Raw genomic sequence first — 23,012 nt, 5'->3', positions numbered from 1 at the left:
GGGCCGTGCCGCCAGTGCGGCGGGGTCGGCACGGAGTGGCTGGTTCAGTCCGCCAACAACGGGTCCCTCGGTTGGGAAGTCGAGTGGGATTGCGACACATGCGGGATTTCGCACGACTCGGGTGAGGGTTGGGCACCGTCAAGAGTGCGGAACGCGATCCTGGAGCAGCATGGACCCCATTGCCTGAAACTCGTCTATGCCGTAGCGCACGGGGGAACAATACTGAAGTCCTTCCGAGCAGCCTTCGGCACGTCAATTCAAGAAGCGAAGAGATTGTCGGATGAACTGAAACGATCTGGCTTTGAAGGCACACTGGTGGAAACCGCGCTCATCTCCGAGTTGTTGGAGAAATTCGGAATCTCCAGCGTGACGCAACCTGGTCGCTGCCGCTAGTAGAAGGACCAGCCCTGCCGGTTAGTCTCTGGCAGGGCTGCTTCGCTTAGTAACGTCCACACGTACTGTGTGCTGGCGGGGGCTACGCCGGTCCTGGTTCACAACTGCGATCTCGCTGACGCGGCGGCCAGCCACCGAGCCAATGCAAATGGCGGCCTCGGTGTTAGCGCAGGCAAGAATATCGCCGTGGCGCAGGTGCGGGTTGACGGTCGTGGCAGCGATAGCCATGTGTACTTCAGGAGCCCCAAACGATGACGGTCGAGGCTCCTGAAATTTGATCAGTCACAGTTCCCGTCGGTCGGCGAGGTGCCCAGTCGACGGCTTCATGCACGTTGGATCGTGTGGATCCGGGCACGCACCTGCCCGGCCAGAGCGCGCACGGTCGGATCGGGTCGGAGTGGTGATGGCTCAGACCTTCCCGTCCAACTCCCGTCCCGGCTCCGACACCCCCGGCAAAGCCCACCCGGCAAAGCCTCCGCCCGCCCAGGCACCCCGCACTCCGTGCACTCCATCAGCCGGGAGCGCCGAGGGCCAAGGGCGGCAGGAGCCGGCGGTACGACGATCCGCTCGGGCGGCATCTTGTCGAGCAACCGCGCCGGACGAGTGCTCGGGGCGAGTGCACGAGGTCCGGCAGTCCCGCGACCAGAGTGCGCGTGAGCAGGTCGGGCGTCGCCTCGTACAGGAAGCGTGCCACCGCGGACAGGTTTTCAGTCACCGTCGGACTCCTCTCACGCCTCGGCGAGGCGGATCGCGTACCGGGTGCTCTCCAACTGCCGGTTGTCCAACAGCACAGGCAGCCGGTCGCGTAGGACTCGGCCTGCTGCTCCGGACTGCTACAGGTCGGGAGGCACGTCCCCATCGGCGGGGATGGACAACGTCACGGGTGCCGCTTACGGCCCCCTCGTTCATGGCGGATGACGGCAGGAGCATGGAGATCCGCGTGGCTACGGTGAGGCATGAAACTCTCGCCGCTCGTCGCCCGGGAACGATTTGTCGCGTCGGCCGTCGCCCGGCTGGCGACGGCCGACCCCCAGGGGGTGCCTCACGCGGTACCCGTGACCTTCGTCGTCGTGAGCGACGTCCTGTACTTCGCCGTCGACCACAAGCCCAAAAGCACGTGGAACCTACGGCGGTTGCGCAACATCCGGGAGAATCCGTCGGTGACGGTACTGGTCGACCACTATGACGAGGACTGGTCGCGGTTGTGGTGGGCTCGCGCCGACGGTCGCGGGGAAGTCCTGGAGGACGGCGAGGAGCGGCTCCGCGCGGTGGAGTCGCTGTGTGGCAAGTACGACCGGTACGGCCAGTACAAGGACTCCCCTCCCCAGGGCCCTGTGGTCGCCGTTCGGGTGGAGAAGTGGAGCGGCTGGGCTTTCTCATAGCCTCGCCGAGACAGCCCGAGCCGGGGTGACGTCGATGCCCGGCCGAGATCTTCCCCCGTACCGCCAGATCGCCGGCGACCTGGTGAGGTGCTCCGGAGAACCCGCGGTCCTGTAAAAGAACGGGCCGCTCACCGCGTACGGACGGCGTGACCTGCTGAAGGAGCTGGTCGCGGTCGCCGGGATTCCGTCCGTTCAGGTTGGTCCGGCACCCCGGTCGGTCCGTCGCCCGTCGTCCGACAACCCGTGCGAGATGGTAGCGCTGGCGATAGTATCGCTATCGATACTATCGGCTACGGGGGTACCCTCATGCGTCGCTTCATCGGTCGGGACCGCGAGCTGAACGTGCTCGGCAACGCCCTTCAGGCCGTCGGCGCCGCCGCTTCCTCGGCGAAACCAGGCCAGTGCATCCTCATGCGCGGAAGGCGCCGGGTCGGCAAGTCCAGCCTCGTCGAGGAGTTTCTGCGGCGTACGGAGTCCGAGACGCCGTACCTCTTCTTCACGGCGGCCGGCGGCACCGCCGAGGATGAGCTGACGGAGCTTCTCGACTCCGTCGCCCGGTCCACCCTGCCGGGGCGGGAAACATTCTCGGAGGAGCCCCCGGCGCAGTGGAACGCGGCCTTCAGGCTCCTCGCGGAGATCCTGCCCGACGACACCCCCAGCGTCGTCGTCATCGATGAGGTGCCGTATCTCATGGACCGCATCGACGCCTTCGAGGGCATGCTCCAGCGGGCCTGGGACCGTCTGCTCAGCCGCAAGCCGGTACTCCTCCTCCTGGTCGGCTCCGATCTGTCGATGATGGAGGCGCTGAACAGCTACGACCGCCCCTTCCACCAGCGCGGGCGAGAGATGGTCGTGGGCCCGCTGAACCCGGCCGACATCGGCGAGATGCTCGCCCTGGCACCGGCAGCCGCCTTCGACGCCGCCCTGATCACCGGCGGTCTCCCGCTGATCTGCGCGGAATGGCGGCCCGGTGCGGACGTGTGGGAGTTCCTCCGCGACTCGCTCGACAACCCGATCTCGGCACTGCTGGTCTCCGCCGAGCGCTCGCTGGCGGCGGAGTTTCCGCCGCAGGCGATGAGCAGGGAGGTGCTGCGGGCCATCGGAAGCGGGGAGCGGACCTTCACCAACATCGCGCGGGCCGCCGGCGGCATCGCCCACACCACTCTCACCCGGGCCATGGACGTCCTGACCGAGAAGAGGGTGGTCGCGGCCGAACTGCCTCTCTCCCTGCGGCCGTCGAAGGAACGCCGCTACCGAGTGGCCGACCCCTATCTGCGGTTCTGGCTCGCGTTCCTGGATCCGCACATGGCGGAGATCGAGCGGCTGAGGGGAGATCTCACGCTGAGCCGGATCAGAGAGCAGTGGACGAGCTGGCGGGGACGCGCGATCGAACCCGTGGTCCGGGAATCCCTCGCCCGTCTCCTCCCGGACGGGTCCCTGCCCGCCACCCCGGCGATCGGCGGGTACTGGACCCGCGGCAACGACGTCGAGATCGACCTGGTGGGCGCCGACCGGCAGCCGGTGGCCAAGGAGTTGCTCTTCCTGGGGTCCGTGAAGTGGCTGGAGAACTCCGTGTTCGACAACCACGACCTGGCCGCGCTGCAGAAGCACCGGGCGGCGATCACCGACGAGCCCGTACCGCTGGTCGTGGTCTCCCGCAACGGGGTCAGCTGCTCCGGGCACCAGGCGGCGTACGGACCGGAGGAACTGCTCGCCGCCTGGCGCAGGACCTGAGACGGCCCGGGCGGGGTAGCGGGCCCGGCCCGCCTCCACGCCACGCCCGCCACCCCCTGCCTGGCGCAGGACCTGAGACGGCCCGGGCGGGGCAGTGGGCCCGGCCCGCCTCCACGCCACGCCCGCCACCCCCTGCCTGGCGCAGGACCTGAGACGGCCCGGGCGGGGTAGCGGGCCCGGCCCACCTCCCGCCCGCCCCGCTGCCCCCTACCGAACCAGCTCCAACGAGATGTGCGCGGACAGAGCGCCGAGGAAGTCGACCGCGTCGAAACCCGCACCGGCCGACACGACCCCCACCGCCCGAGTCCGCCCCGTCAGCACCCGCTCCACCGCCTCCACAGCCAGCGGCGCGCTGACCGCGTAGATGTCTTGCCCGCGCGCCACCGCTCGCCGTTCGGCCCCACCGACCCGTACGACGACGTCCACGACGAACGTCTGCGCGGACCGCCCGTCCTCGTCGACCGCGACCGGCGCCGGGGTGTCCGGCGCCGACAGTTCCCTGGCCGCCTCCGCCGCCATGTAGGACCGGACCTCGGGAATCGCCAGGTGACTCGGGACCGTGACCACGTCGGCCATCGAGAACTCGCCGATCACCTCCCGGGCGCCCATCGGCTCCGGGAAGGTCCACTTCTGGGTCGGCAGCGCGTCGTCGTGGTACTCCAGCCGCCCTCCGCTGAAACGGACCCGGCGGCCGTCCCGGCGCTCCCGGGACACCGCCCCCGCGACGCGCGTACCGGCGGTGGGGTGCCAACTGCTCAGGCCGTACGCGATGTGCGCCTCGTCGGCCGAGGTCCAGTCGCCCATCGCGGCGGTGACCAGCAGGTCGCTGAGGCCGCCGAAGAACGCCATCGCGGGGATCACCAGGGCGTTCGCGGCACGCGCACGCTCCCCGAAGTGCGTGAACGTGTCGACGTTGGCCTCGATCTCCGCCGCCACATCCACATAGGGGATCCCGGCCCGCAGCGCCGCCTCGATCACCGGCGCGGCCGTCGCCGCGAAGGGCCCGGCGCAGTTGATCACCGCCGACGCGCCGGCCAGCGCCCGGTCCAGCGAGCCCGGGTCGTCGACCGAGGCCGGGCGGGCGTCGAGCCCCGGATGGGAGGCCGCCAGCTTCCGCAACTGCTCCGGGTCCCGCCCCGAGAGGACCGGGACGAACCCGCGCGCCAGCAACTCCGCCACCACGAACCGCCCGGTGTGCCCGTACGCGCCGAACACCACGACTGTCTGCCCGGATGCCGATCCCATGAGTTCTCCCCGTTGCGTTCGAATGATCAACCACCACCATCCTGACGGCTGCGACCGATCGACACGAGTGTCCGGAACGACATGCCCCGTACAATTCCGGACATGGGTGTAGGGCAGAGGGAGGAGCCGGCATGGACGTGAGTACGGGCACGGCGGCGGGCACGGGGACGGGCACGAGGACCGTCGCGATCGCCGTCACCGACGGCATGCTCCACTTCGAGCTCGGCATCGCCTACGAGGTCTTCGGCGCCGATCTCACCCACCTCGTCGACCCCTGGTACGACGTCACCCTCTGCGGTCCGGGCCCGATCCGCGCCGGCAGATTCCTGCTGGAGCCCGACGCCGGCCTCGATCAACTCCCGTACGCCGACACGGTGATCGTCCCCGGCTGGGCCGACGTCGACCAGGCGCCGCCCGTCGAACTGGTCGACGCGGTACGCGCGGCCCATGAGGCGGGAGCGCGCGTCGCCTCCCTGTGCACCGGCGCGTTCGTGCTGGCCGCCGCCGGTCTGCTGGACGGCCGGCGCGCGACCACCCACTGGGGGCACACCGATGTCCTGGCCGCCCGCCATCCCCTCGTCGAGGTCGACCCGGACGTGCTGTACGTCGACAACGGCAGCGTGCTCACCTCCGCCGGCAAGGCGGCATCCATGGACCTGTGCCTGCATCTCGTACGACTCGACCACGGCTCGGCGATCGCCAACACCGTCGCTCGCCGCCTCGTCGTAGCTCCGCACCGGGCTGGCGGTCAGGCGCAGTTCGTCACCGCGCCGGTGCCCGCCCAGGACGACCATCCGCTCGCCGAACTGTTCCCCTGGGCGATCGAACGGCTCGACCGCGCCCTGACCGTGGAGGACCTGGCACGCCGGGCGAACATGAGCTCGCGCCACCTGGGCCGCCACTTCCGGACCGTCACCGGCACCACCCCGCTGCAGTGGCTGCTGACCCAGCGGATCCGGCGCGCCCAGGAGCTGCTGGAGGCCACCGGCGACAGTGTCGACGCCATCGCGGAGGCCGTCGGCATGGGCACCGCCACAACGCTGCGCCGCCACTTCAACCGCACGATCGGCGTGCCGCCGGACGCGTACCGACGTACGTTCCGCAGCACACGGTCCGGCATCGGCTGACCAACGGCCGATGTGCGTGCGACGCCTTGACGTGTCCCTGTCGTAGTGCGTTTTATGGGAGCGCTCCCACATTTCTGCTGATGCTGAAGTTTCTTGGCGCTCACTCCCTGGAGTCGCAGTGAGAACAACGAGAAGCACCACGCGAAAGAGCCCTCTGACCATCCTGCTGACCGCCTTGGTCACCCTCCTAGGCCTCCTGGTGCTCGCCCCGAGCCCCGCCCAGGCGCAGGCCGAGCCACCCCGTGCCGTCGCGGCCGCCGGCCTGCACATCTCCAACGGCCGTCTCCTCGAAGGCAACGGCAACGACTTCGTGATGCGGGGCGTCAACCACGCCTACACCTGGTACCCGACCCAGACCCAATCCCTCAGGGACGTCAAGGCGTTGGGCGCCAACACCGTCCGGGTCGTCCTCGCCGACGGGCATCGCTGGACCAGGAACACCGCCGACGAAGTCGCCGCGATCGTCGCGCAGTGCAAGGCGAACCGCCTGATCTGCGTACTGGAGGTGCACGACACCACCGGCTACGGCGAGGAGGCCGCCGCCGGGACACTCGACCAGGCCGCCGACTACTGGATCGGTCTCAAGAGCGTGCTCGCCGGCCAAGAGGACTACGTCGTCATCAACATCGGCAACGAGCCCTGGGGCAACACCGACCCGGCCGGCTGGACCGCCCCCACGATCGCCGCCGTACAGAAACTGCGTGCCGCCGGTTTCCAGCACACGATCATGGTGGACGCGCCCAACTGGGGTCAGGACTGGCAGGGTGTCATGCGCGCCAACGCCCAGTCCGTGTACAACGCCGACACCACCGGCAACCTGATCTTCTCCATCCACATGTACAGCGTCTTCGACACGGCGGCGGAGATCACCGACTACCTGAACGCCTTCGTCACGGCCAAACTCCCCATCCTGATCGGTGAGTTCGGTGGTCCGGCCGACCAGTACGGCGACCCTGACGAGGACACGATGATGGCGACCGCCCAGCAGCTGAAGCTGGGTTACCTGGCCTGGTCGTGGAGCGGCAACACGGACCCGGTCCTCGACCTGTCGATCGGCTTCGACCCCAAGCAGCTCAGCTCCTGGGGCCAGCGCATCTTCAACGGCGCCAACGGCATCGCCCAGACGTCCCGGGAAGCCACGGTCTACGGCGGCGGCACGGGCACCGACACCCAGGCCCCGACCGCCCCCGGCACCCCCAACGCGTCCGGAACCACGGCCACGTCGACCACCCTGACCTGGGCGGCGGCCACTGACAACGTTGGCGTCGCCGGCTACGACGTCGTCCGCGTGAGCGGCGGTACGGAGACCACGGCCGCCGCCTCCACCACCAACACCGTCACGGTCACCGGCCTCACCGCGGCCACGGCCTACACCTTCGCCGTGTACGCACGGGACGCGGCCGGCAACCGCTCGACCCGCTCGGCCACGGTGAACGTCACCACGTCCCCGGGCGGCGGCACCCCCGGGATCAGCTGCTCCGTCGCCTACCGGGTCGTCGGCGACTGGCAGGGCGGTTTCCAGGGCGACATCACCCTGCGCAACACGGGCACCACCGCCCTGACCACCTGGACGCTGGGCTTCAGCTTCGCGGGCGGCCAGACCATCAACAACATGTGGGGCGGGACGCCCACGCAGAGCGGCGCCGACGTGAGCGTCGTACCCGCCTCCTACACGGCCACGATCCCGGCCGCCGGCTCGGTCTCGGTCGGCTTCATCGGGACGAAGGGGGCGACGAACCCGGCGCCCACCACCTTCACCCTCAACGGCACGACCTGTACGACGAGTTGATCGACTCTGCCTGATCAGCACCGATCGCCGGAGGGCGGCGTTCCGTCACCGGAACGCCGCCCTCCGGCCTGCTGCTGACCGAGTCGGTCAGCCCTGTCCGTCGGCCCTGTCCGTCAGCCGTGCCCCGGTGGGCGAAGACCTTCCAGACCCGGTCGTGCGCCCGCCCGCCGTTGGCCACAGTGTCGGCCTGCAGGATGGCGTTGCGCCGGACGAGGAAGCCGGTTGCCTCTCGATGTACGCCCCGGCCGTGATGAGCTGGGGTGACCGGGGGATACCGATGACGCGGGAACACCCGACTGTGTCCTCGGCTCCGCCCCGCCCCGGCACGTTTCTCCGGCCTGCGGTGTGAGGGCGGCGCAATTCAACTCCGCACGGACTCTTACAGGTTGGAAACCGGCAGTCGCCGCAGTCGCACTAGCGTCGTGACATGAGGGTGTGGACGCCATTTCGGCCGCTGTTCGAGGTGCTCGACAGGCTTGGCAGGCGGTTTGGCGGTTCCGTCCGGCCTGGCAGGCTCGGCGTAGTCGGCAACGGCCCTTCCGGGAAAGCCGGTTCCCGTGCGGGTTCGGGACAACGTCACCGTGGCCGAACGACTCCCGGCCGCCGTCCGCTGCCCGGCTGGCGCAGCATCCGGGGCCGGGTGGCGGTGGTCATCACCGTCCCGATCTGCCTGCTGCTGACGGTCGCCGGACTGGCCGTGTACGGCCGCGCGGAGGCGCTCGGCGATGCCCGGACCACCCGGGACGAGGTCGGCCTCAGCCTGCGCGTCCAGGCGCTGGTGCACCAGCTGCAGCGTGAACGCGGCCTGACGAACGGCCTGTTGGGCGGCGAGAAGAGCTACCGCACACAACTCACCGCCACTCGCGGACGGGTCGACACGGCGCTGCGCGCGATGCGCCCCGAACAGGCGGTGCAGAACGTCATCCAGCGGTACCTGCGCCGCCTCGCCGCCGTCCGAGCCGCCGCCGACAGAGCGGCCGGGGGAAAGGCCACCGCCGACCGCACCGCCACCCTCACCTTCTACACCGCCGCCGTGGACGCCCTCAACGACGTCGACCCGGTGGCGGACACCGCCTCCAGCGCCGACCGCCAACTGCGGGACGGGCTGGACGCGTTGCGGGAACTGGCCACCGCCAAGGAGTCCGTCGCCCTCGAACGAGGCCTCCTCAACGGCGTGTTCGCCGAGGGTGCCTTCCACGGCCGCGAGTACCTCACCTTCACGGAGGTGCGCGCGGCCCGTGTCGCCGCCCTCGCCCGCTTCCGGGAGGTCGCGACCGCGCCCCAACTCACCGCCCTGAAGCACGCGTTCGCCACGGAGGACGCCGAACGCGCCACCACCTACGAGACCCGGGCGGAGGGCGCCGCCGACGGCTCCGCGCTGCGCGTCGACGCCGGCACCTGGTGGGACGGGATGACCGTGCTCGTAGACGATCTGTACGCCGTCCAGCAGTCGGTCGGTGACGACGTACGGGACCGGGCCGACCGCCTCAGTCACGACGCCGAACTCGCCCTCGCCGCTTACCTCCTGGCGGGCACGCTCATGGCCGCCCTCGTGGCGGGCCTCGCCGCTTTCGCCTCGCGTTCCCTCACCCGCCCGCTCGGCGCCCTCGCCGAGGCGGCCCACGACGTGGCCCGGCACCGGCTGCCCGCGACGGTCGCCCGGATCCAGCAGTCACCGCAGGACCAGGTGGAGTTCCCCGAGGCGCGAGCACTGGGCGGCGCGGCGGAGATCACCGAAGTCGCGGAGTCACTGCGCCTGGTGGAACACACCGCCCTCCAACTGGCCGCCCAGCAGGCCGGCCTGCGCCGCAACACCACCGAGTCGCTCGCCAACCTCGGCCGCCGCAACCAGAATCTCGTACGCCGGCAGCTCGGTCTCATCACGCGCCTGGAACGGCAGGAACTCGACCCGGACGCCCTCGCCGAGCTCTTCGAACTCGACCACCTCGCCACCCGGATGCGGCGCAACGCCGAAAGCCTGCTGGTCCTGGCCGGACAGAATCCGCCCCGGGCCACGGCGGCGCCCGCCGACGGCCTGGAAGTCGTCCAGTCGGCCGTCGCCGAGGTGGAGCAGTACCGGAGGGTCCTGATCGCGGCCGTGGAACCGGTGCGCGTCCGAGGCCACGCCGTTGCCGATGTCGCCCATCTCCTCGCCGAACTCATCGAGAACGGGCTGACGTTCTCGCCGCCGAACGAGCGGGTCGAGGTGCACGGCTGGTACGACACCGACGACGACACGTACAGCTTCGCCGTCGTCGACCACGGCGTCGGGATGTCCGCGACCGACAAGGAACGCGCGGGCGAACGCCTCTCCGGCTCCGGCGAGGACGCCTTCCTCGCCGCCCCCACCCGCTTCCTCGGCCATCTCGTCGTCGGCCGGCTCACCGACCGCCTCGGCGACGGCACGAAGGTCCACCTCTTCGACACCCCGGGCGGCGGCCTGTCCGCACTCCTCGTCCTGCCCGGCCGCCTGCTCGCCCCCGCACAGACCCAGCAGATCCTCGCGGCACCCCCGTCCGCACCCCCGTCGGGGCCGCCGACCCCGCCCACCGCACGTCCCGCTGTCTCCTCCCTGCTCAACGGCTTCCGAGCAGGTGTCGCCCGCGCCGAGGCCCGAAGCACACCCCGAAGCACCCAAGGAGCGTCATCGTGACCACCGCCGTCCAGAGTTTCGGCTGGCTCGTCTCGGAGTTCGTCCGCACCGCCGACGGCGTCACCGACGCGGTCGCCGTCTCCTCCGACGGCCTCCTCATGGCCGCCTCCGACAACCTCGGCCGAGACCGCGCCGACCACCTCGCCGCCGTCGTCTCCGGCATCACCAGCCTCGCCCAGAACGCGGCGACGACACACGGCTTCCGGGGCATGAAGCTCGTCATGATCGAAATGCTCGGCGGCTTCCTCATGGTCGGCCGCATCCGCGACGGCAGCTGCCTGGGCGTCCTGGCCGCCGAGGGCTGCGACGTGGGCCTGGTCGGCTACGAGATGGCCGTCCTCGCCGACCGCGCGGGCGAACTCCTCACCCCGCAGCTGGTACGCCAGCTGCATGCCGCACCACCGGCGGCGGGCTGACCGGACGGAAGGGCGCCTCCCCAACCGGGAAGACGCCCTGGATACCGAGAGAACCGCTGTGGGCGGAGGCCGGCCGGCGTCCGCCCACAGCCACTACTGACCTCGTGTCCTCCGCAGCCCCAGCAGCAGCGCCGCCGCCGACACGAGCAGCAACGCGACGCGGGCGTCCACCGCTGCCGAGCCGAGGCGGACCACCTCGTCGCGCAGCACCGGCAGCTGGGTGACGCAGAAGAGGCCGAGGCACATTGCCCACACGCCGAACAGCCGGGGCCGGTCGACGTGTCGCAGCCAGGACGGTGCCCGGCCGGAGAGGACGGAGACCAGCCCCGTCAGCGTGAGCACGCAGCCCAGCGCGAAGGCGGTGTAGTCCACAACCCTGTTCACGTTCACTCCCTGCTGATGCTGGGGTAGCCGAAGACGATCTTGAGCTTCACTCCCCGGTGAGGATTGGCGTACAGCACCGACTGCATCCTGGCACTCATGTACCAGTAGTAGGCGGCGAAGACCGCACCGAGCGCGGCTGCCAGCGCTCCCACACCCGTCGCCCAAGCGTAGGCGCCGATCATGGCGGCGACCAGGGCGGTTCCCGCGGCGTGCTCGTTGAACCGGTTGACCACGACCCACCCCCGGTGGTTGGTCATGTCCATCTCGTAGCCCCACCAGTGCCAGCCGTGCTTGTTGTAGTTGTGCTTGCTGAGACCGGAGAGGTCGAGGCAGGTGACCGGATTGCCGGAGCAGTAGTCGTAGGCGTTGGAGTTGCCGCCGTAGAGGGCGTCCCGGCTCAGGAAACGACCGGTCGTGGGGTCGTAGAGCCGCAGGCCCATGAGGGTGTAGCCGCTGAGCATGTTGCCCGAGCGCTGGTGGGCGCCCAGCCAGTCGTAACCGGTGCCGTCCGTGGAGTCGGCGAGCACGTTGCCGTACTCGTCGTAGTGGCGCACGGTGGTGGCCACCGTGGTGTCCAGCGGCTGCTGCACGGTGATGTCGCCGTGCAGGTCGGACAGTTGGAGGACGACCGCGCCGGACGCCGTGGTCGTAGCGGCGAGCCCCCCGGTGAGGTCATGCACGTATCGGGCGACCGTGCCGCCGCTCACGCTCCAGGAGGGGCTGTCCGACGGGTCGGCGTAGTGGCTGGTCGTGGTGGAGCCGGTGGTCCAGGTGCCGCCGGTGGCCTGGGTCTGGGCGTTCTGGACGGCGAGGCGTCCGGCGGCGTCCAGGGCCCAGGTGTTGCGGCTGGTGCCGAGGGTCTCGGTGGCGACCCGGTCGTTGGTGTAGTAGGCCAGCGCCGTGCTGCCGCTGGTGGTGGTGCGGCCGAAGGCGTCGTAGACGTAACCGCTGTTCACCAGACGGTCGGCCGTGTCGTAGGTGTACGACGCGGTGGCCGTGGTGGCGTCGGCGGTGCTGCTGTCGCAGTCGTCGGACGTGGTCGTCAGCGCCGTGCGGTTGCTGCTCGCGTCGAAGGTGTACGCGCGGGTCGTGCAGCCGTTCGTGGTGGAATCGGCGGCCTGGGTGAGGCGGCCGGCAGTGTCGTAGGTGTAGGCGGACCGGACGCTGGTGCCGTCGGTCTGCGTGTGGTCGGCCCGGCGGCCGTCGACCGTGTAGTCGGCGGTGTCGGAGGAGACCGTGGTGCCGTCGGACTTGGTGTAGGAACGGCCCGTCACCTGCCCCGCCGGGTCCGTGCCCACGGTCAGCGTGTAACCGCCGGGCAGGGTCTCGGAGGTCAGGGTGCCGTCGGCGTCGTAGGTGCCGGAGAAGGCGCCCGCCACCGAGTCGGTCACGGTGCCGATGGTTCCCACGGTGTTGTAGGCGTACGTCACCGTGGACGGTGCCGAGTCACCGCGCGTGACCGGGCGGTCCAGGACGTCGTACGAGGTGGTCGTGGTGTTGCCCGAGCCGTCGGCGTAGGAGATCTGACGGCCCAGGTCGTCGTAGCCGTAGGTGACGGTCTGGCCGTTGGACGACTGGGTGGCGACCTGACCGGTGTCCTGGTCGTAGGCCGTCGTGGTGGCCGGTGTGGCCGTGCCCGTGCCGCCGGTGATCGCTGTTCCGGTGCCGCGGCCCGCCGAGTCCACCGTGGTGGTGGTCGTACGGGTGACGCCGTTCGCGGTCTCGGCCTTGGTCGCGACCTGGCCCCAGCGGCCGTACGTGTAGACCGTGGTGACGGCGTCGGACGGATTGCTGCCGCCGCCGCTGATCGACGACGCGGGAGCGGTCCGGCACAGCAGGCCGTCCCACTCCGTGGAGGCGCAGGTGCCCGTGGCGGACGCGCTGTAGTACGTGCTGTTCAGCGTGTCCGCGTCCGAGCCGGAGGAGCCCGCGGTGCGGGTGCTCGCCACCCGGCCGACGCTGTCGTAGGTGGCGACGACGTCGGTGCTCGTGCCGCCCGTGGCGGACTTCTGCTGCCCCGTCGCCCAGTCGTAGGTGTAGGTCACCGTGCTGGTGTCGGCGTCGGTGGCGTAGCCCGGGAGCGCCGCGCCCGTCACCTTGGAGGTGAGCAGACCGGAGACCGCGGCGTCACCGGGACGGTTGGCGTCGTAGGTGAGCGCGGTGTGGCTGCGGGCGGGGACCACCGAGCCGGCGGGCTGGGTGGACTCGCTGGTGGAGCCGGTCAGTGTGTGGGCGAGGGTGACCTGGTGCAGCGGCCCGTAGATGTCGGTGACGCGTGTGCCGTCGGCCGAGTACTCCGAGACGGTGGCCAGCTGCTGGGCGCGGTCGGCCGTGGACAGGACGTCCAGGCCCAGCTCGGTCAGCTCGTCGGACGAACTGCTCAGCGCCAGCGCGCGGTTGGCGGCGGTGAGCTGTGCGGTGGTGTTGCCGAACACGTCGCGCTCGGTGGTGGTGATGCCGCCGCCGGGGCTCGCGGAGTTGGTCTCCTCCCCGTTCGCGTCGATGTAGGTGACAGTGGCCCGGCCGTACGAGGTGGCGGTCAGGTCGCTGCCGGTGCTGGAGGTGGGGACGGAGTCCGCCGGGAAGATCGCGGTCGCGTCGGTCGGTGCCTCGGCCTGAGCCCAGGTCGCCGTGGTCGTGGCGTCCATCTGGTGCGGGGCGGTGGTGCCGGAGAGCGGCACGTCGTAGACGACGGTGGTGGCCGCCGTGCCGGACGTGGTGCTCGCGGAGCCCGTGACGAGTGCCGGGCGGGAGGCCTTCAGCAGCATGCCCGTACCCGAGGTCAGGGCCGACCCGGCCTTGCCGTAGGTGAACGTCCAGGGCAACTCGCCGGGCGGGGTGTACGTGGCGACGCGGCCGTCGGTGTCGTAGGTGTACGCCGTCTTCAGCGCGGGGCTGATGCGCGGGTCCCAGGCCTGGGCGAGCCGCCCGGAGCTGTCGTACGCGTAGGACTCGACCGTCTCGGCGGTCGAGGCGGAGCCGCCGGGGCTGGTGGCCCACAGCTTGAGCGCCTTGACCTGGCCGGTGTAGTCGCCGACCGCGCCGGAAGTGGCCGTGGTGGAGGTCGCGTAGACGAACTCCAGGACGCGGCAGCCCTTGGTGGCCGGGTTTGCCTGGCAGGTGGCCGCGGTGACGGCGCCGGTCGGGGAGATCACGTACTTCGGACGGGCCAGCGTGCTGCTGCCCGAGGTGACCGTCTCGGAGGTGACCGTGACGGTGCTGTTGTCGACCGCCGTGGCGGAGGAGGACAGCGTCCAGGTCGTCGCCGCGGCGGCCGCCTTGGTGAACACCGTGGTGTCGGCGTCGGTGTCGTTCAGCGTGAACGCCGTACCGGTCAGGCTGCCTGTCAGCGTCAGGTCGGCGTCGTCGGCCTGCGGCTGCCAGCCGCCGTTCGACGTCGCGGTGAAGGCGACCGAGCTGCCGTCGCCGGACAGCAGTTCTACGGAGGCGGCGGAGGTCTTGCGGATCTGGGTGTACTCGCTCGACTCGGCCGAGACGGACGAAGTCCAGCCAGGCCCGAAGATCTGGGCCTGGCCTTCGGAGTCGTTGCTGTTCGCACGCGAGGAGAAGGTGCGCTCCACGTCGGCCGCGAACGCCGCGGCGTCGGTGGCGTTCAGCGTGTAGTCACCCGTGAGTTCGTTGACCGTGCCCGGCCCGACCTCGGCGCTCGGCGCGGTGCCCGCGTCGCGGTCCAGGGTGCTGTCGACGGTCTGCGAGTAGCCGGTGGTGGTGCCGTCGGTGAAGGCGGCGCGCAACTGGATGACGCCGTCCTCGGTGAGGCTGGCGACGGTGTTCCACACCAGGCTGGTGGTGGTACCGCCGCTGACGGCGACGGGCCAGGCGGAGACGGCGGAACCGGAGGCGGTCACGTCAGCGACGGGCACGGTGTGCCAGGTGTCTGTCTCGCCCCGCCGGTACTGCCAGGTCACACCGGTGTACGAGGTCAGACCCCTGGCATTGAGGGTGAGCCGTCGCGCGGTGGTGGTGTCTTCCCGCGGGGACAGGATCGCGGCGCCGTCCGTACCGACGCCGAAGCTGTAGGAGGTGGTGGCGGTGGAGAGGTTGCCGCCGGAGTCGATGGTGCGCGCGTACAGCGTGTGCCAGCCGTTGGCCGGGTTGATGCTGACGGTCTGGGCGTCGCCGCCGGTGCCGTTGGTGGTGTCGAGCTTCTTGTTCGGCATGGACGCGTCGTCCAGGCCCCACTGGAAGCCGGCTCCGTCGGTGGCGGCGGTGGACAGGGTGCAGTTCACGGCCGCGGAGGCCTTGGCGGTCCAACCGTTCTGCGTGTACGTGTCACAGGTGACGGTCGGCGCGGCCGGCTTGGCCGTGTTCAGCACGAACGTCGTGTAACCGGACCAGGCACCGAAGTCCGTACCGTCGTACGCCCGTACCCGGTAGCGCAGATGGCTGCCCGCGGGGAAGGCCGAGGCGGACGGAATGGCCCGGGTCGAAGTGGAACCGGAGGCCACCGTCGTGCCGTACCCGGTGTTCGTGTACGTGGTGTCGGCATACACCGGATCCGGCGTGATCTCGTACTGCGCCTGGGCGTTGGCCCCGTCCGCGTCCGTCACCTTCGACGAGAGCGTCGGGGTGAGCGAGGTGACGTACCGCTTGCCGTTGTAGGCGTTGACCTGCGAGGGCGTGATGGCCGTGCTCGCCGGCACCGCCGGGTACGAGTTGTAGGTCACCGACAGTTTCGGCGCATACCCGGACGTCGAGTAGTTCGCCGAGCGGAAGCGCCGCCAGGTGGTGGAGTCCGTCTCGGACGCGCCCGCGATCTGGACGCCCTGGTTGGTCGAACCGTCCGCCCACGCCTGGGTGATCGCCTGGAGGTTCCAGTTCGACCAGTTCGCCGCGCAGGTCGAGTCGAAGCCCCAGTGCCCGGTGTTGGAGGCGTCACCGGTCGTCGTGGTGGTCGGCTGCGCACCCCAGGTGATCGCGGAGGAGGTCCAGGTGGAGGTGACCCGCTTGGCGAGCGTGGCCGGACCTGAGGTCGAGCACGTGGCCGAGTAGTAGTTGTACAGCGACAGGTTCGCGGCGGTGATGTGCTTGCCCACGAACTTCGACACGTCGAACTTCAGATACGAGCGCGCGGTGTCGCTCCCGCCGTCGTACGTCCCCGACTTCAGCTCCTCCGAGCTGATCTGGGAGTCGGGGTAGTCGGGGTTCTGCACCCAGGTGTCGGTGGTGACGGCGAGGGTGGTGGTGGGGTCGACGGTCACCGGGTAGGTCGCGGTGGCCAGGAAGGACGTGTCCGGGGTCAGGACGAGGGTCTGGCTGCCGTCGGCGGCCGTCTCGACCTTCGTCGCCACCTGCTCCTGGTGCGCGGACTCACCGGAGGCCTTGTCCAGGCTGGCGTCCCACATCATCGGCGCGGGCGCCTCGGCGACCAGCTTGCCGCTGGTGTCGTTCAGCAGCAGGTGCCCGGAGGCGGCGCGGGACAGCTTCAGCCCGGCCAGGTTCATCGGGATGCGGTAGGTGACCGCCCCGTCGGCGGGCTTGCGGGCCAGCCGGATGTTCTCGGAGAAGCCCTGCGCGAGCGCGCTGACCGACAGGGTCTGGCCGCTGCCGAGCGCGTAGGACGCGGTGTTGGCCTTCACGGACGGCGTGGGCAGCTTGGCCGCCCAGCCGAGGCCGAAGGACTGCTTGCCCTTGCTCACCGACGCCAGGTGCGTGTCCCCGCCGTCGGAGACGGCCACATCGGCGGGCGCGGCAGCGGGCGTGAGATCGGCGCCGGTGTCGGAGAGCGAGGTGTCGATGTTCTTCCAGACGCCGTCCACCTTCGTCCGAACCGGCCCGGCGTACGCCTGCGTCTGCAGTTCCCCGCTCGCCAGTGCGAACGTCGACGAGTCCGTCGTACGGTCGGACAGGATCTCTATCTTCCGGTGCTGGAGCCGGGCCATCAGCATGGCGGAGGCCTCGTCCTGCACCTGGGCGGGCCCAAGGGCCTTCCCGGCGGACGCCTTCGCCTTCGCCGTCGCGCCCGTCGCGTCGCTGGCGAACGCCAGCCCGCTGCTGCCCGCGACCAGAGCGGTCTCGGCTGCCAGGGCCATCAGTGTGACGAGGGCTGTCTGCCGCAGTCGACGGGAACGGTAGTGGCGACGGGGCCGGTGGACACGTCCTGGCCGGGGGTTCTGAAAAACCCTGGGTCTGTGACGCACAGTCACTTTCCTCCAAAATCAGCGATGAACTCCGCGATCGGTCAACCGATCGAACTGATCTTGCAGGCAGGGCAGGAGAGCGTTCGAAACCGGCCATGGCTGGCCTAAAGAGATAGTTAAGAGCGAGTAATCGAGGTGGAACGGCTGGAGGTTGAGGCGGCGGCAGCAGCTGCGACTGGAGCGGGTTTGTGCCCTCGGTGGCGACTCCTGGGGGTGGTGGACGTTTCTGTGCGGTTCTGGTCGCAGGGGCAAGATTTTCAAAGAAATGAAGGAATATACGGATGCATACGCTGCAAGTGCGCACTTCGTGCGGCGGCAGCGGGCGCTGACTGTACGAGGGCATCGAGGGGCTCGCCGGGCGCGTGCGCGGTGAGCAGTAGGTCTGCGAAGCGCTGGTCATAGTGTGCGGACTGTGGCCAGACCGGCCGAGGACGTAGCCGGAACGCGAAAGGTCGAGGCTCAGGCCGGGGAATTCTCCGCGTGACCTGGGCCTCGACCTTGCTTGCCTTGTGCCCTCGGCAGGATTCGAACCTGCGACACCGGCTTTAGGAGAGCCGTGCTCTATCCCCTGAGCTACGAAGGCGAGGATCCCAACAGTGTTGTGGCGGCCCAGCCGACGCACGGCTGTGCCACCGCCGTAAGTGTAGCGCGTGGCACTTCGGCGGCTGGACGAGTACATGCTCGGTAAGATCAGCGCCCGAGCGCGCCGTGGCGTTTGCAGACTCTGGCGAGGAGCCGCCGCGAGTCAGGGAACCCGGCGGTGCTGCGCTGAAACCGGTGGAACGGCCGCGCGGGTCGTTGACGTGCTGCCGAACCGAGTCCGTCTGGGGCATAGCCCCCGGCGTCGGGAACTACCAGTTCCTCGAAAACGTCTCCACCACCGACCTCGCCGCCTTCTCCGGCCAGAGTTCCGGCCCGGCGTTCCCCTGCGCCCGCTGAGCCCACGCGGTCATAAGCCGATCCGGCATCAGGCCGGATCCCCCGGCGATCCATGGTCCTACCGCACCAGGCAAGGCCGCTTCCCGTCGAACTCCCACCCCGGTACCAGATACCGCATCCCGATCGCGTCGTCCCGCGCCCCCAACGCCCGCTCCTGGTACAGCTCGTGAGCCGCGAGCACCCGTTCCATGTCCACCTGGACGCCCAGTCCCGGCGCGTCCGGCACCGCGATCTCACCGTCGACGATCCGGGGCGGAGCGACCGTGAGGCGTTCCAGGCCCTCCTGCCAGATCCAGTGGGTGTCGAGGGCGTTGTACTCGCCCGGGGCCGCCGCCCCGCAGTGGGTGACCATGGCCAGGGAGATGTCGAAGTGGTTGTTGGAGTGACATCCCCAGGTCAGGCCCATCGCGTTGCACAGCTGGGCCACGCGTACCGAGCCGCGCATGGTCCAGAAGTGGGGGTCGGCCAGCGGGATGGAGACCGACTGGAGGGCCAGGGCGTGGGTCAGTTGCCGCCAGTCCGTGGCGATCATGTTGGTCGCCGTGGGCAGACCCGTCGCCCGGCGGAACTCGGCCAGGATCTCGCGCCCCGAGTAGCCGCCCTCCGCGCCGCAGGGATCCTCGGCGTAGGCGAGGGTGTCGGCCAGCGGGCGGCACAGCTCGATCGCCTCGGCCAGCGACCACGCGCCGTTCGGGTCGAGGGTGATCCGAGCCTCGGGGAAGCGGTCCTTCAGCGCCCGTACGGCCTTGACCTCCTCCGCGCCCTCCAGGACCCCGCCCTTGAGCTTGAAGTCGCGGAAGCCGTAGCGGGCGTGGGTGGCCTCGGCCTGGCGGACGATCGCCTCGGGAGTGAGGGCCTCCTCGTGCCGTACGCGGTACCAGTCCACCGGTGAGTCCGGCTCGCGGACGTAGTCCAGGTCGGTCCGGTCCGGGTCGCCGACGTAGAAGAGATAACCCAACACCCGTACGGAATCCCGCTGTTGGCCGTCGCCGAGCAGGGCCGCCACGGGTACGTCCAGGTGCTGGCCGAGAAGGTCGAGCAGCGCCGACTCGACCGCCGTCACCGCGTGCACGGTGGTGCGCAGGTCGAAGGTCTGGGCGCCGCGTCCGCCCGAGTCGCGGTCGGCGAAGCGGGCCCCGATCTCCCGCAGGACGCGCTGGTAGTCGCCCACCTTCGCCCCGACGACCAGGGACTCCGCGTCACGCAGCGTCCGCGTGATCTTCTCGCCGCCCGGCACCTCGCCGAGTCCCGTACGGCCCTCCGAGTCGGTGAGGATCACGATGTTGCGGGTGAAGTAGGGGCCGTGGGCGCCGGAGAGGTTCAGCTCCATGCTGTCGCGGCCGGCGACGGGGTAGACGGAGAGGGCGGTGACGGTCGGCTGACTCGTACGCGTACTCATGCTCATCGAGATCCTTGTGCGCGGGGAGAAAGGGGAGGGGGTCAGATGGTGAGGATGTCCAGGGCCCATTCCGTCGCCAGCACTCCGCCGAGGCCCAGCACCGCCAGAACGGTCGTGTAGCTCGTACGGACCTTGATGGCCTCGACGACGGACAGGTTGAAGTACTCCTTGAACAGCCAGAAGCCCGGGTCGTTGACGTGCGAGCAGGCGATCGAGCCGCAGGCGACGGCGAGCACCATGATCTCCGGGTGGACGCCGCTGCCCGCGAGGAGCGGCAGCACCACGCCGGAGGCGGTGACGACGGCGACCGTCGCCGAGCCGAGCGCGATGCGCAGGATGACGGCGATGAGCCAGGCGAGGACGATGGGGGAGACCGACCAGGAATCGGTGGCGTCCTTGATGTAGTCGGAGATACCGCCCTCCACCAGGACGTTCTTGAAGGCGCCGCCGGCGCCGATCACCAACAGGATCATCGCCATCGCCTGGGCCGCCGAGGTGCAGGACGCGCCGACCTCCTCCAGGCTCCGCCCGATGCGCGGACCGAACGCCCACACGGCCAGGCACAGGGTGAGCAGCAGCGCGATCGGGGCCGAGCCGACGAACGCGACGACGTTCAGGAACGGGCTCTCGGCGGAGGTGGCCAGGTCGGTCACCGCCGCCCCCGCTATCAGGACCACCGGGAACAGGGCCACCGACAGCGACCAGCCGAGGCCGGGCATCTCCTCGTCGGTGAACTCGCGCTCGCTGACCAGCCCCTTGGGGATGGACGGGTTCATCGCCTTGATGAACGGCAGCCGCGGCCACACCAGGGCGATGAGCGCGCCCACCGGGACGGCGATGAACAGGCCGTAGAACAGGGTCAGTCCGACGGAGGCGTGGAAGGTGGCCGCGACGGCGGTCGGGCCCGGGTGCGGGGGCAGGAAGCTGTGCATCGTGGAGAGGGTGATCGACATCGGCAGGCCGACCCAGAGCAGCTTCGCGCCGGTGACCCTGACCAGGGTGAACGCGATCGGCACGATGATGATGAAGGCGACCTCGTAGAACATGGTCACGCCGATGAGCATGGACGTGACCACCATGGCCACCTGGACCCCGCGCGGTCCGCCCGCGTCCAGCAGCTTCCCGGCGATCCGCTGGGCGGCCCCCGAGTCGCCCATGACGCGGCCGACCATGGCGCCGAGCCCGATGGTGAGCATCGTGTCGCCGATCTGACCCCCGATGCCTTCGGAGAGGACGTCCGGGATGGTCGCCACCGGGATACCCCGTACCAGCGCGACGCCGACCGCCACGAGGAGCAGGGCGGCGAAGCCGTTGAGTTTCAGCCTGGTCATGAGGAGCAGCAGAATCAGAACGCTGATGCCGACCACGAGGAGAGGCAAGACAGTTCCCCTTTGAACTGTGAGCTACTGAACTGGACTGAGCCGAACCGAACTGAGCCGAACTGGACTGAGGGAAGGGAAATGGCTGGTCAGGAGGTCGGCTGTCGTACCGCCCCCACCAGCCCCAGGCCGTGGTCCAGCACCTTGGCCAGGGTGGCGAGGTCGTCCGGGCCCGGGTCGGTGAGGGGGGCGCGGACCGGGCCGACCGGGAGGCCACGCAGCCGGGCCGCCGCCTTCACCAGGGACACGGCGTAGCCCGGCACCCGGTCGCGGAGTTCGACCAGCGGGACGTAGAACTCGCGCAGGAGCCGTGTCACGAGCGGGTCGTCCCCGTCCCGCAGCGCACCGAAGAAGGCGTTCGCGATCTCGGGGGCGAAGGCGTGGACGGCGGAGGAGTAGGCGGGGACACCGACCGTGGCGTAGGCGCGGGCCTGGATCTCGGCCGTCGAGGCGCCGTTGAAGAAGAGGAAGCCGTCGGGGGCGGCGAAGGTGAGGCGCTGGAGCCGGTCGAGGTCGCTGTGACCGTCCTTGAGGCCGACGACCCCCTCGATCGCCGCGATCCGCCGCACTCCCTCCGCCGTGAACGTGACCTGGCCGCGCTGGTACGCGATCAGCGGCAGCCGGGTCCCGGCGGCGATGCGGCGCAGCTGCTCCACCAGCCCGTCCTGCGGCGCCCCGACCAGATAGTGCGGCAGGACCAGCAGGGCGTCCGCGCCCGCCTCCTCCGCGATACGGGCGAACCGCAGCGCCTGCGCCCAGCCGTAGCCGATGCCCGCGACCACCGGCAGTCGACCGTCGGCGACCTCGACCGTGGTGGTGACGACCGCGCGGTACTCGTCCTCGTCGAGCGAGAAGAACTCGCCCGTTCCGCAGGCGGGGAACACCGCGCCGGGGGCGGCGGCCAGCCGGCCGGTCAGATACGCCCGGTACCCGTCCAGATCGAGACCGCCGTCGTCCCGGAAGCTCGTGAGGGGGAAGGACAGCACCCCGCCGGTCATCCCGTCACGGAGCCGCTGGACGACTCCCGCGACCTCCGAGTTGATCACTGCCATGAACTCTGTCTCCCTATGCAGATACCGTCTGCGTATGAAGATGGAGATTAGGTGGGTGAACGGACGAGGTCAATGCCAGCGGCAGTGGTAGTGGCAACAGCAAGGGCAGCGGCAGCGGCAGCGGCGGTGCGGATTCACGGTCCACACGGCCGACCTACGATGGAGCCCATGCCGGAGAAGAGAGGTGTCCGCAGCGTGAAGTCGGCGGCCCGGACCGTCGCGCTGCTGGAACTTCTCGCCGCCCGGGGCGAGCAGCCCTCGCGTCTGGACGAACTCGCCGAGGAACTGGAAGTGCCGCGCAGCAGCATGTACCAGCTGCTCCAGACCCTCGTCGACTGCGGCTGGGTCCGCTCCGACGCCACTGGCTCCCTCTACGGCATCGGCATCCGCGCCCTGCTCACCGGCACCGGCTATCTCGACGGCGACCGGCGTATCCGCGCGGCCCGTCCCCACCTCGACGAGGCCTCGGACGCGCTCGGCGAGACGATCCACCTCGCGCGTCTCGACGGACCGGACGTCGTCTACCTGGCCACCCGCGAGTCCCACGAGTACCCGCGCACCATAAGCCGCGTCGGCCGCCGCGTCCCGGCCCACGCCGGCGCCCTCGGCAAGGCGCTGCTCGCGGAGCGCCCCGACGACGAACTCCCGCTGCCTGGAGGGGAGTTGGTCGCGCTCACCGACAACACCCACACCACCCGGGCCGCCCTGCACGCCGATCTGGCCCAGGTCCGCGAGCGCGGGTACTCCGTCGACCGCGAGGAGACGGTGACCGGTATCGCGGGCTTCGGCTTCGCCCTGCGTTACGACACCCCGGCTACCGACGCCATCAGCTGCTCGGTGCCGGTGGCCCGGCTCACCCCGGAGCACGAACTGCGGATCGTCGCCGTCATGCGTGAGATCCGCGCGAAGATCGAGACCCAGCTGCACCTGGCCCCGGGTGCCCCCGACTGGCGCTGAGC

General features: G+C 70.1%; 16 protein-coding genes and 1 tRNA gene. 8 read left to right on the top strand and 9 right to left on the bottom strand.

Annotation, left to right across the window (positions count from 1 at the left end):
• Window positions 1-904 precede the first annotated feature (904 nt).
• The gene (locus QA861_RS18595) at window positions 905-1,108 is read right to left on the bottom strand and encodes a hypothetical protein (RefSeq protein ID WP_334589449.1); all 204 of its coding nucleotides are present in this window, start codon (window positions 1,106-1,108) and stop codon (window positions 905-907) included.
• 241 nt (window positions 1,109-1,349) lie between these two features.
• On the opposite strand from QA861_RS18595, the gene QA861_RS18590 reads away from it, so the two are divergent.
• Complete coding sequence (locus tag QA861_RS18590; RefSeq protein ID WP_334589448.1) at window positions 1,350-1,775, top strand: TIGR03668 family PPOX class F420-dependent oxidoreductase; 426 nt, start codon at window positions 1,350-1,352, stop codon at window positions 1,773-1,775.
• 306 nt (window positions 1,776-2,081) lie between these two features.
• Entirely contained in the window at window positions 2,082-3,509 is a 1,428-nt protein-coding gene (locus QA861_RS18585) for an ATP-binding protein (protein ID WP_334589447.1), read from the top strand.
• 207 nt (window positions 3,510-3,716) lie between these two features.
• Here QA861_RS18585 and QA861_RS18580 read toward each other — a convergent pair whose 3' ends face one another.
• Window positions 3,717-4,754 (bottom strand): saccharopine dehydrogenase family protein, encoded by a 1,038-nt coding sequence (locus tag QA861_RS18580; protein ID WP_334589446.1) that lies wholly within the window; start codon window positions 4,752-4,754, stop codon window positions 3,717-3,719.
• 131 nt (window positions 4,755-4,885) lie between these two features.
• Between QA861_RS18580 and QA861_RS18575 the strand changes: the two genes are divergently transcribed.
• Together QA861_RS18575 and QA861_RS18570 are read left to right on the top strand one after the other, a co-directional pair.
• Window positions 4,886-5,881, top strand: a complete 996-nt coding sequence (locus QA861_RS18575) for a helix-turn-helix domain-containing protein (protein WP_334589445.1) — start codon at window positions 4,886-4,888, stop codon at window positions 5,879-5,881.
• Window positions 5,882-5,999: 118 nt separating this feature from the next.
• Complete coding sequence (locus QA861_RS18570; RefSeq protein WP_334589444.1) at window positions 6,000-7,670, top strand: cellulase family glycosylhydrolase; 1,671 nt, start codon at window positions 6,000-6,002, stop codon at window positions 7,668-7,670.
• Here QA861_RS18570 and QA861_RS18565 read toward each other — a convergent pair.
• Window positions 7,642-7,962: a M36 family metallopeptidase gene (locus tag QA861_RS18565; RefSeq protein WP_334589443.1), complete on the bottom strand. Its 321-nt coding sequence runs from the start codon at window positions 7,960-7,962 to the stop codon at window positions 7,642-7,644. The two genes, QA861_RS18570 and QA861_RS18565, sit on opposite strands and share 29 nt — an antisense overlap.
• Window positions 7,963-8,310: 348 nt before the next feature.
• Here QA861_RS18565 and QA861_RS18560 point away from each other — a divergent pair, with 348 nt between their 5' ends.
• On the top strand, window positions 8,311-10,323 hold the full coding sequence (locus QA861_RS18560; protein WP_334589442.1) for a sensor histidine kinase: 2,013 nt from the start codon (window positions 8,311-8,313) through the stop codon (window positions 10,321-10,323).
• Window positions 10,320-10,739 carry a roadblock/LC7 domain-containing protein gene (locus QA861_RS18555; RefSeq protein WP_334589441.1) on the top strand — a complete coding sequence of 140 codons (420 nt, stop codon included), beginning with the start codon at window positions 10,320-10,322 and terminating at the stop codon, window positions 10,737-10,739. The genes QA861_RS18560 and QA861_RS18555 overlap by 4 nt, the downstream gene beginning before the upstream one ends.
• Window positions 10,740-10,832: 93 nt before the next feature.
• Here QA861_RS18555 and QA861_RS18550 read toward each other — a convergent pair whose 3' ends face one another.
• The 3 genes from QA861_RS18550 to QA861_RS18540 all read right to left on the bottom strand — a co-directional run bounded on the left by QA861_RS18550 (window position 10,833) and on the right by QA861_RS18540 (window position 17,867).
• Window positions 10,833-11,123 carry a hypothetical protein gene (locus tag QA861_RS18550; protein WP_334589440.1) on the bottom strand — a complete coding sequence of 97 codons (291 nt, stop codon included), beginning with the start codon at window positions 11,121-11,123 and terminating at the stop codon, window positions 10,833-10,835.
• A gap of 2 nt (window positions 11,124-11,125) precedes the next feature.
• Entirely contained in the window at window positions 11,126-17,176 is a 6,051-nt protein-coding gene (locus QA861_RS18545; RefSeq protein ID WP_334589439.1) for a DNRLRE domain-containing protein, read from the bottom strand.
• Window positions 17,177-17,794: 618 nt separating this feature from the next.
• A tRNA-Arg gene (locus QA861_RS18540) sits at window positions 17,795-17,867 on the bottom strand.
• A 194-nt stretch (window positions 17,868-18,061) separates the two neighbouring features.
• Between QA861_RS18540 and QA861_RS18535 the strand changes: the two genes are divergently transcribed.
• Window positions 18,062-18,223, top strand: coding sequence for a hypothetical protein (locus tag QA861_RS18535; RefSeq protein WP_334589438.1), 162 nt, complete (start codon window positions 18,062-18,064; stop codon window positions 18,221-18,223).
• A gap of 58 nt (window positions 18,224-18,281) precedes the next feature.
• On the opposite strand, the gene QA861_RS18530 is transcribed toward QA861_RS18535, so the two are convergent.
• The 3 genes from QA861_RS18530 to QA861_RS18520 form a co-directional block, all read right to left on the bottom strand.
• Entirely contained in the window at window positions 18,282-19,622 is a 1,341-nt protein-coding gene (locus QA861_RS18530) for an enolase C-terminal domain-like protein (protein WP_334589437.1), read from the bottom strand.
• 41 nt (window positions 19,623-19,663) lie between these two features.
• Window positions 19,664-21,001 (bottom strand): gluconate:H+ symporter, encoded by a 1,338-nt coding sequence (locus tag QA861_RS18525; RefSeq protein ID WP_334589436.1) that lies wholly within the window; start codon window positions 20,999-21,001, stop codon window positions 19,664-19,666.
• A gap of 89 nt (window positions 21,002-21,090) precedes the next feature.
• A complete protein-coding gene (locus QA861_RS18520) occupies window positions 21,091-22,053 on the bottom strand; it encodes a 5-dehydro-4-deoxyglucarate dehydratase (protein ID WP_334589435.1) in 963 nt (320 codons plus the stop codon).
• 168 nt (window positions 22,054-22,221) lie between these two features.
• Here QA861_RS18520 and QA861_RS18515 point away from each other — a divergent pair, with 168 nt between their 5' ends.
• On the top strand, window positions 22,222-23,010 hold the full coding sequence (locus QA861_RS18515; protein ID WP_334589434.1) for an IclR family transcriptional regulator: 789 nt from the start codon (window positions 22,222-22,224) through the stop codon (window positions 23,008-23,010).
• Window positions 23,011-23,012 lie beyond the last annotated feature (2 nt).

The sequence above is a fragment of the Streptomyces sp. B21-083 genome (assembly GCF_036898825.1).
In the GTDB taxonomy this organism is placed as follows: Bacteria; Actinomycetota; Actinomycetes; order Streptomycetales; family Streptomycetaceae; genus Streptomyces.
This window is presented reverse-complemented; position numbering and strand designations above follow the sequence as displayed.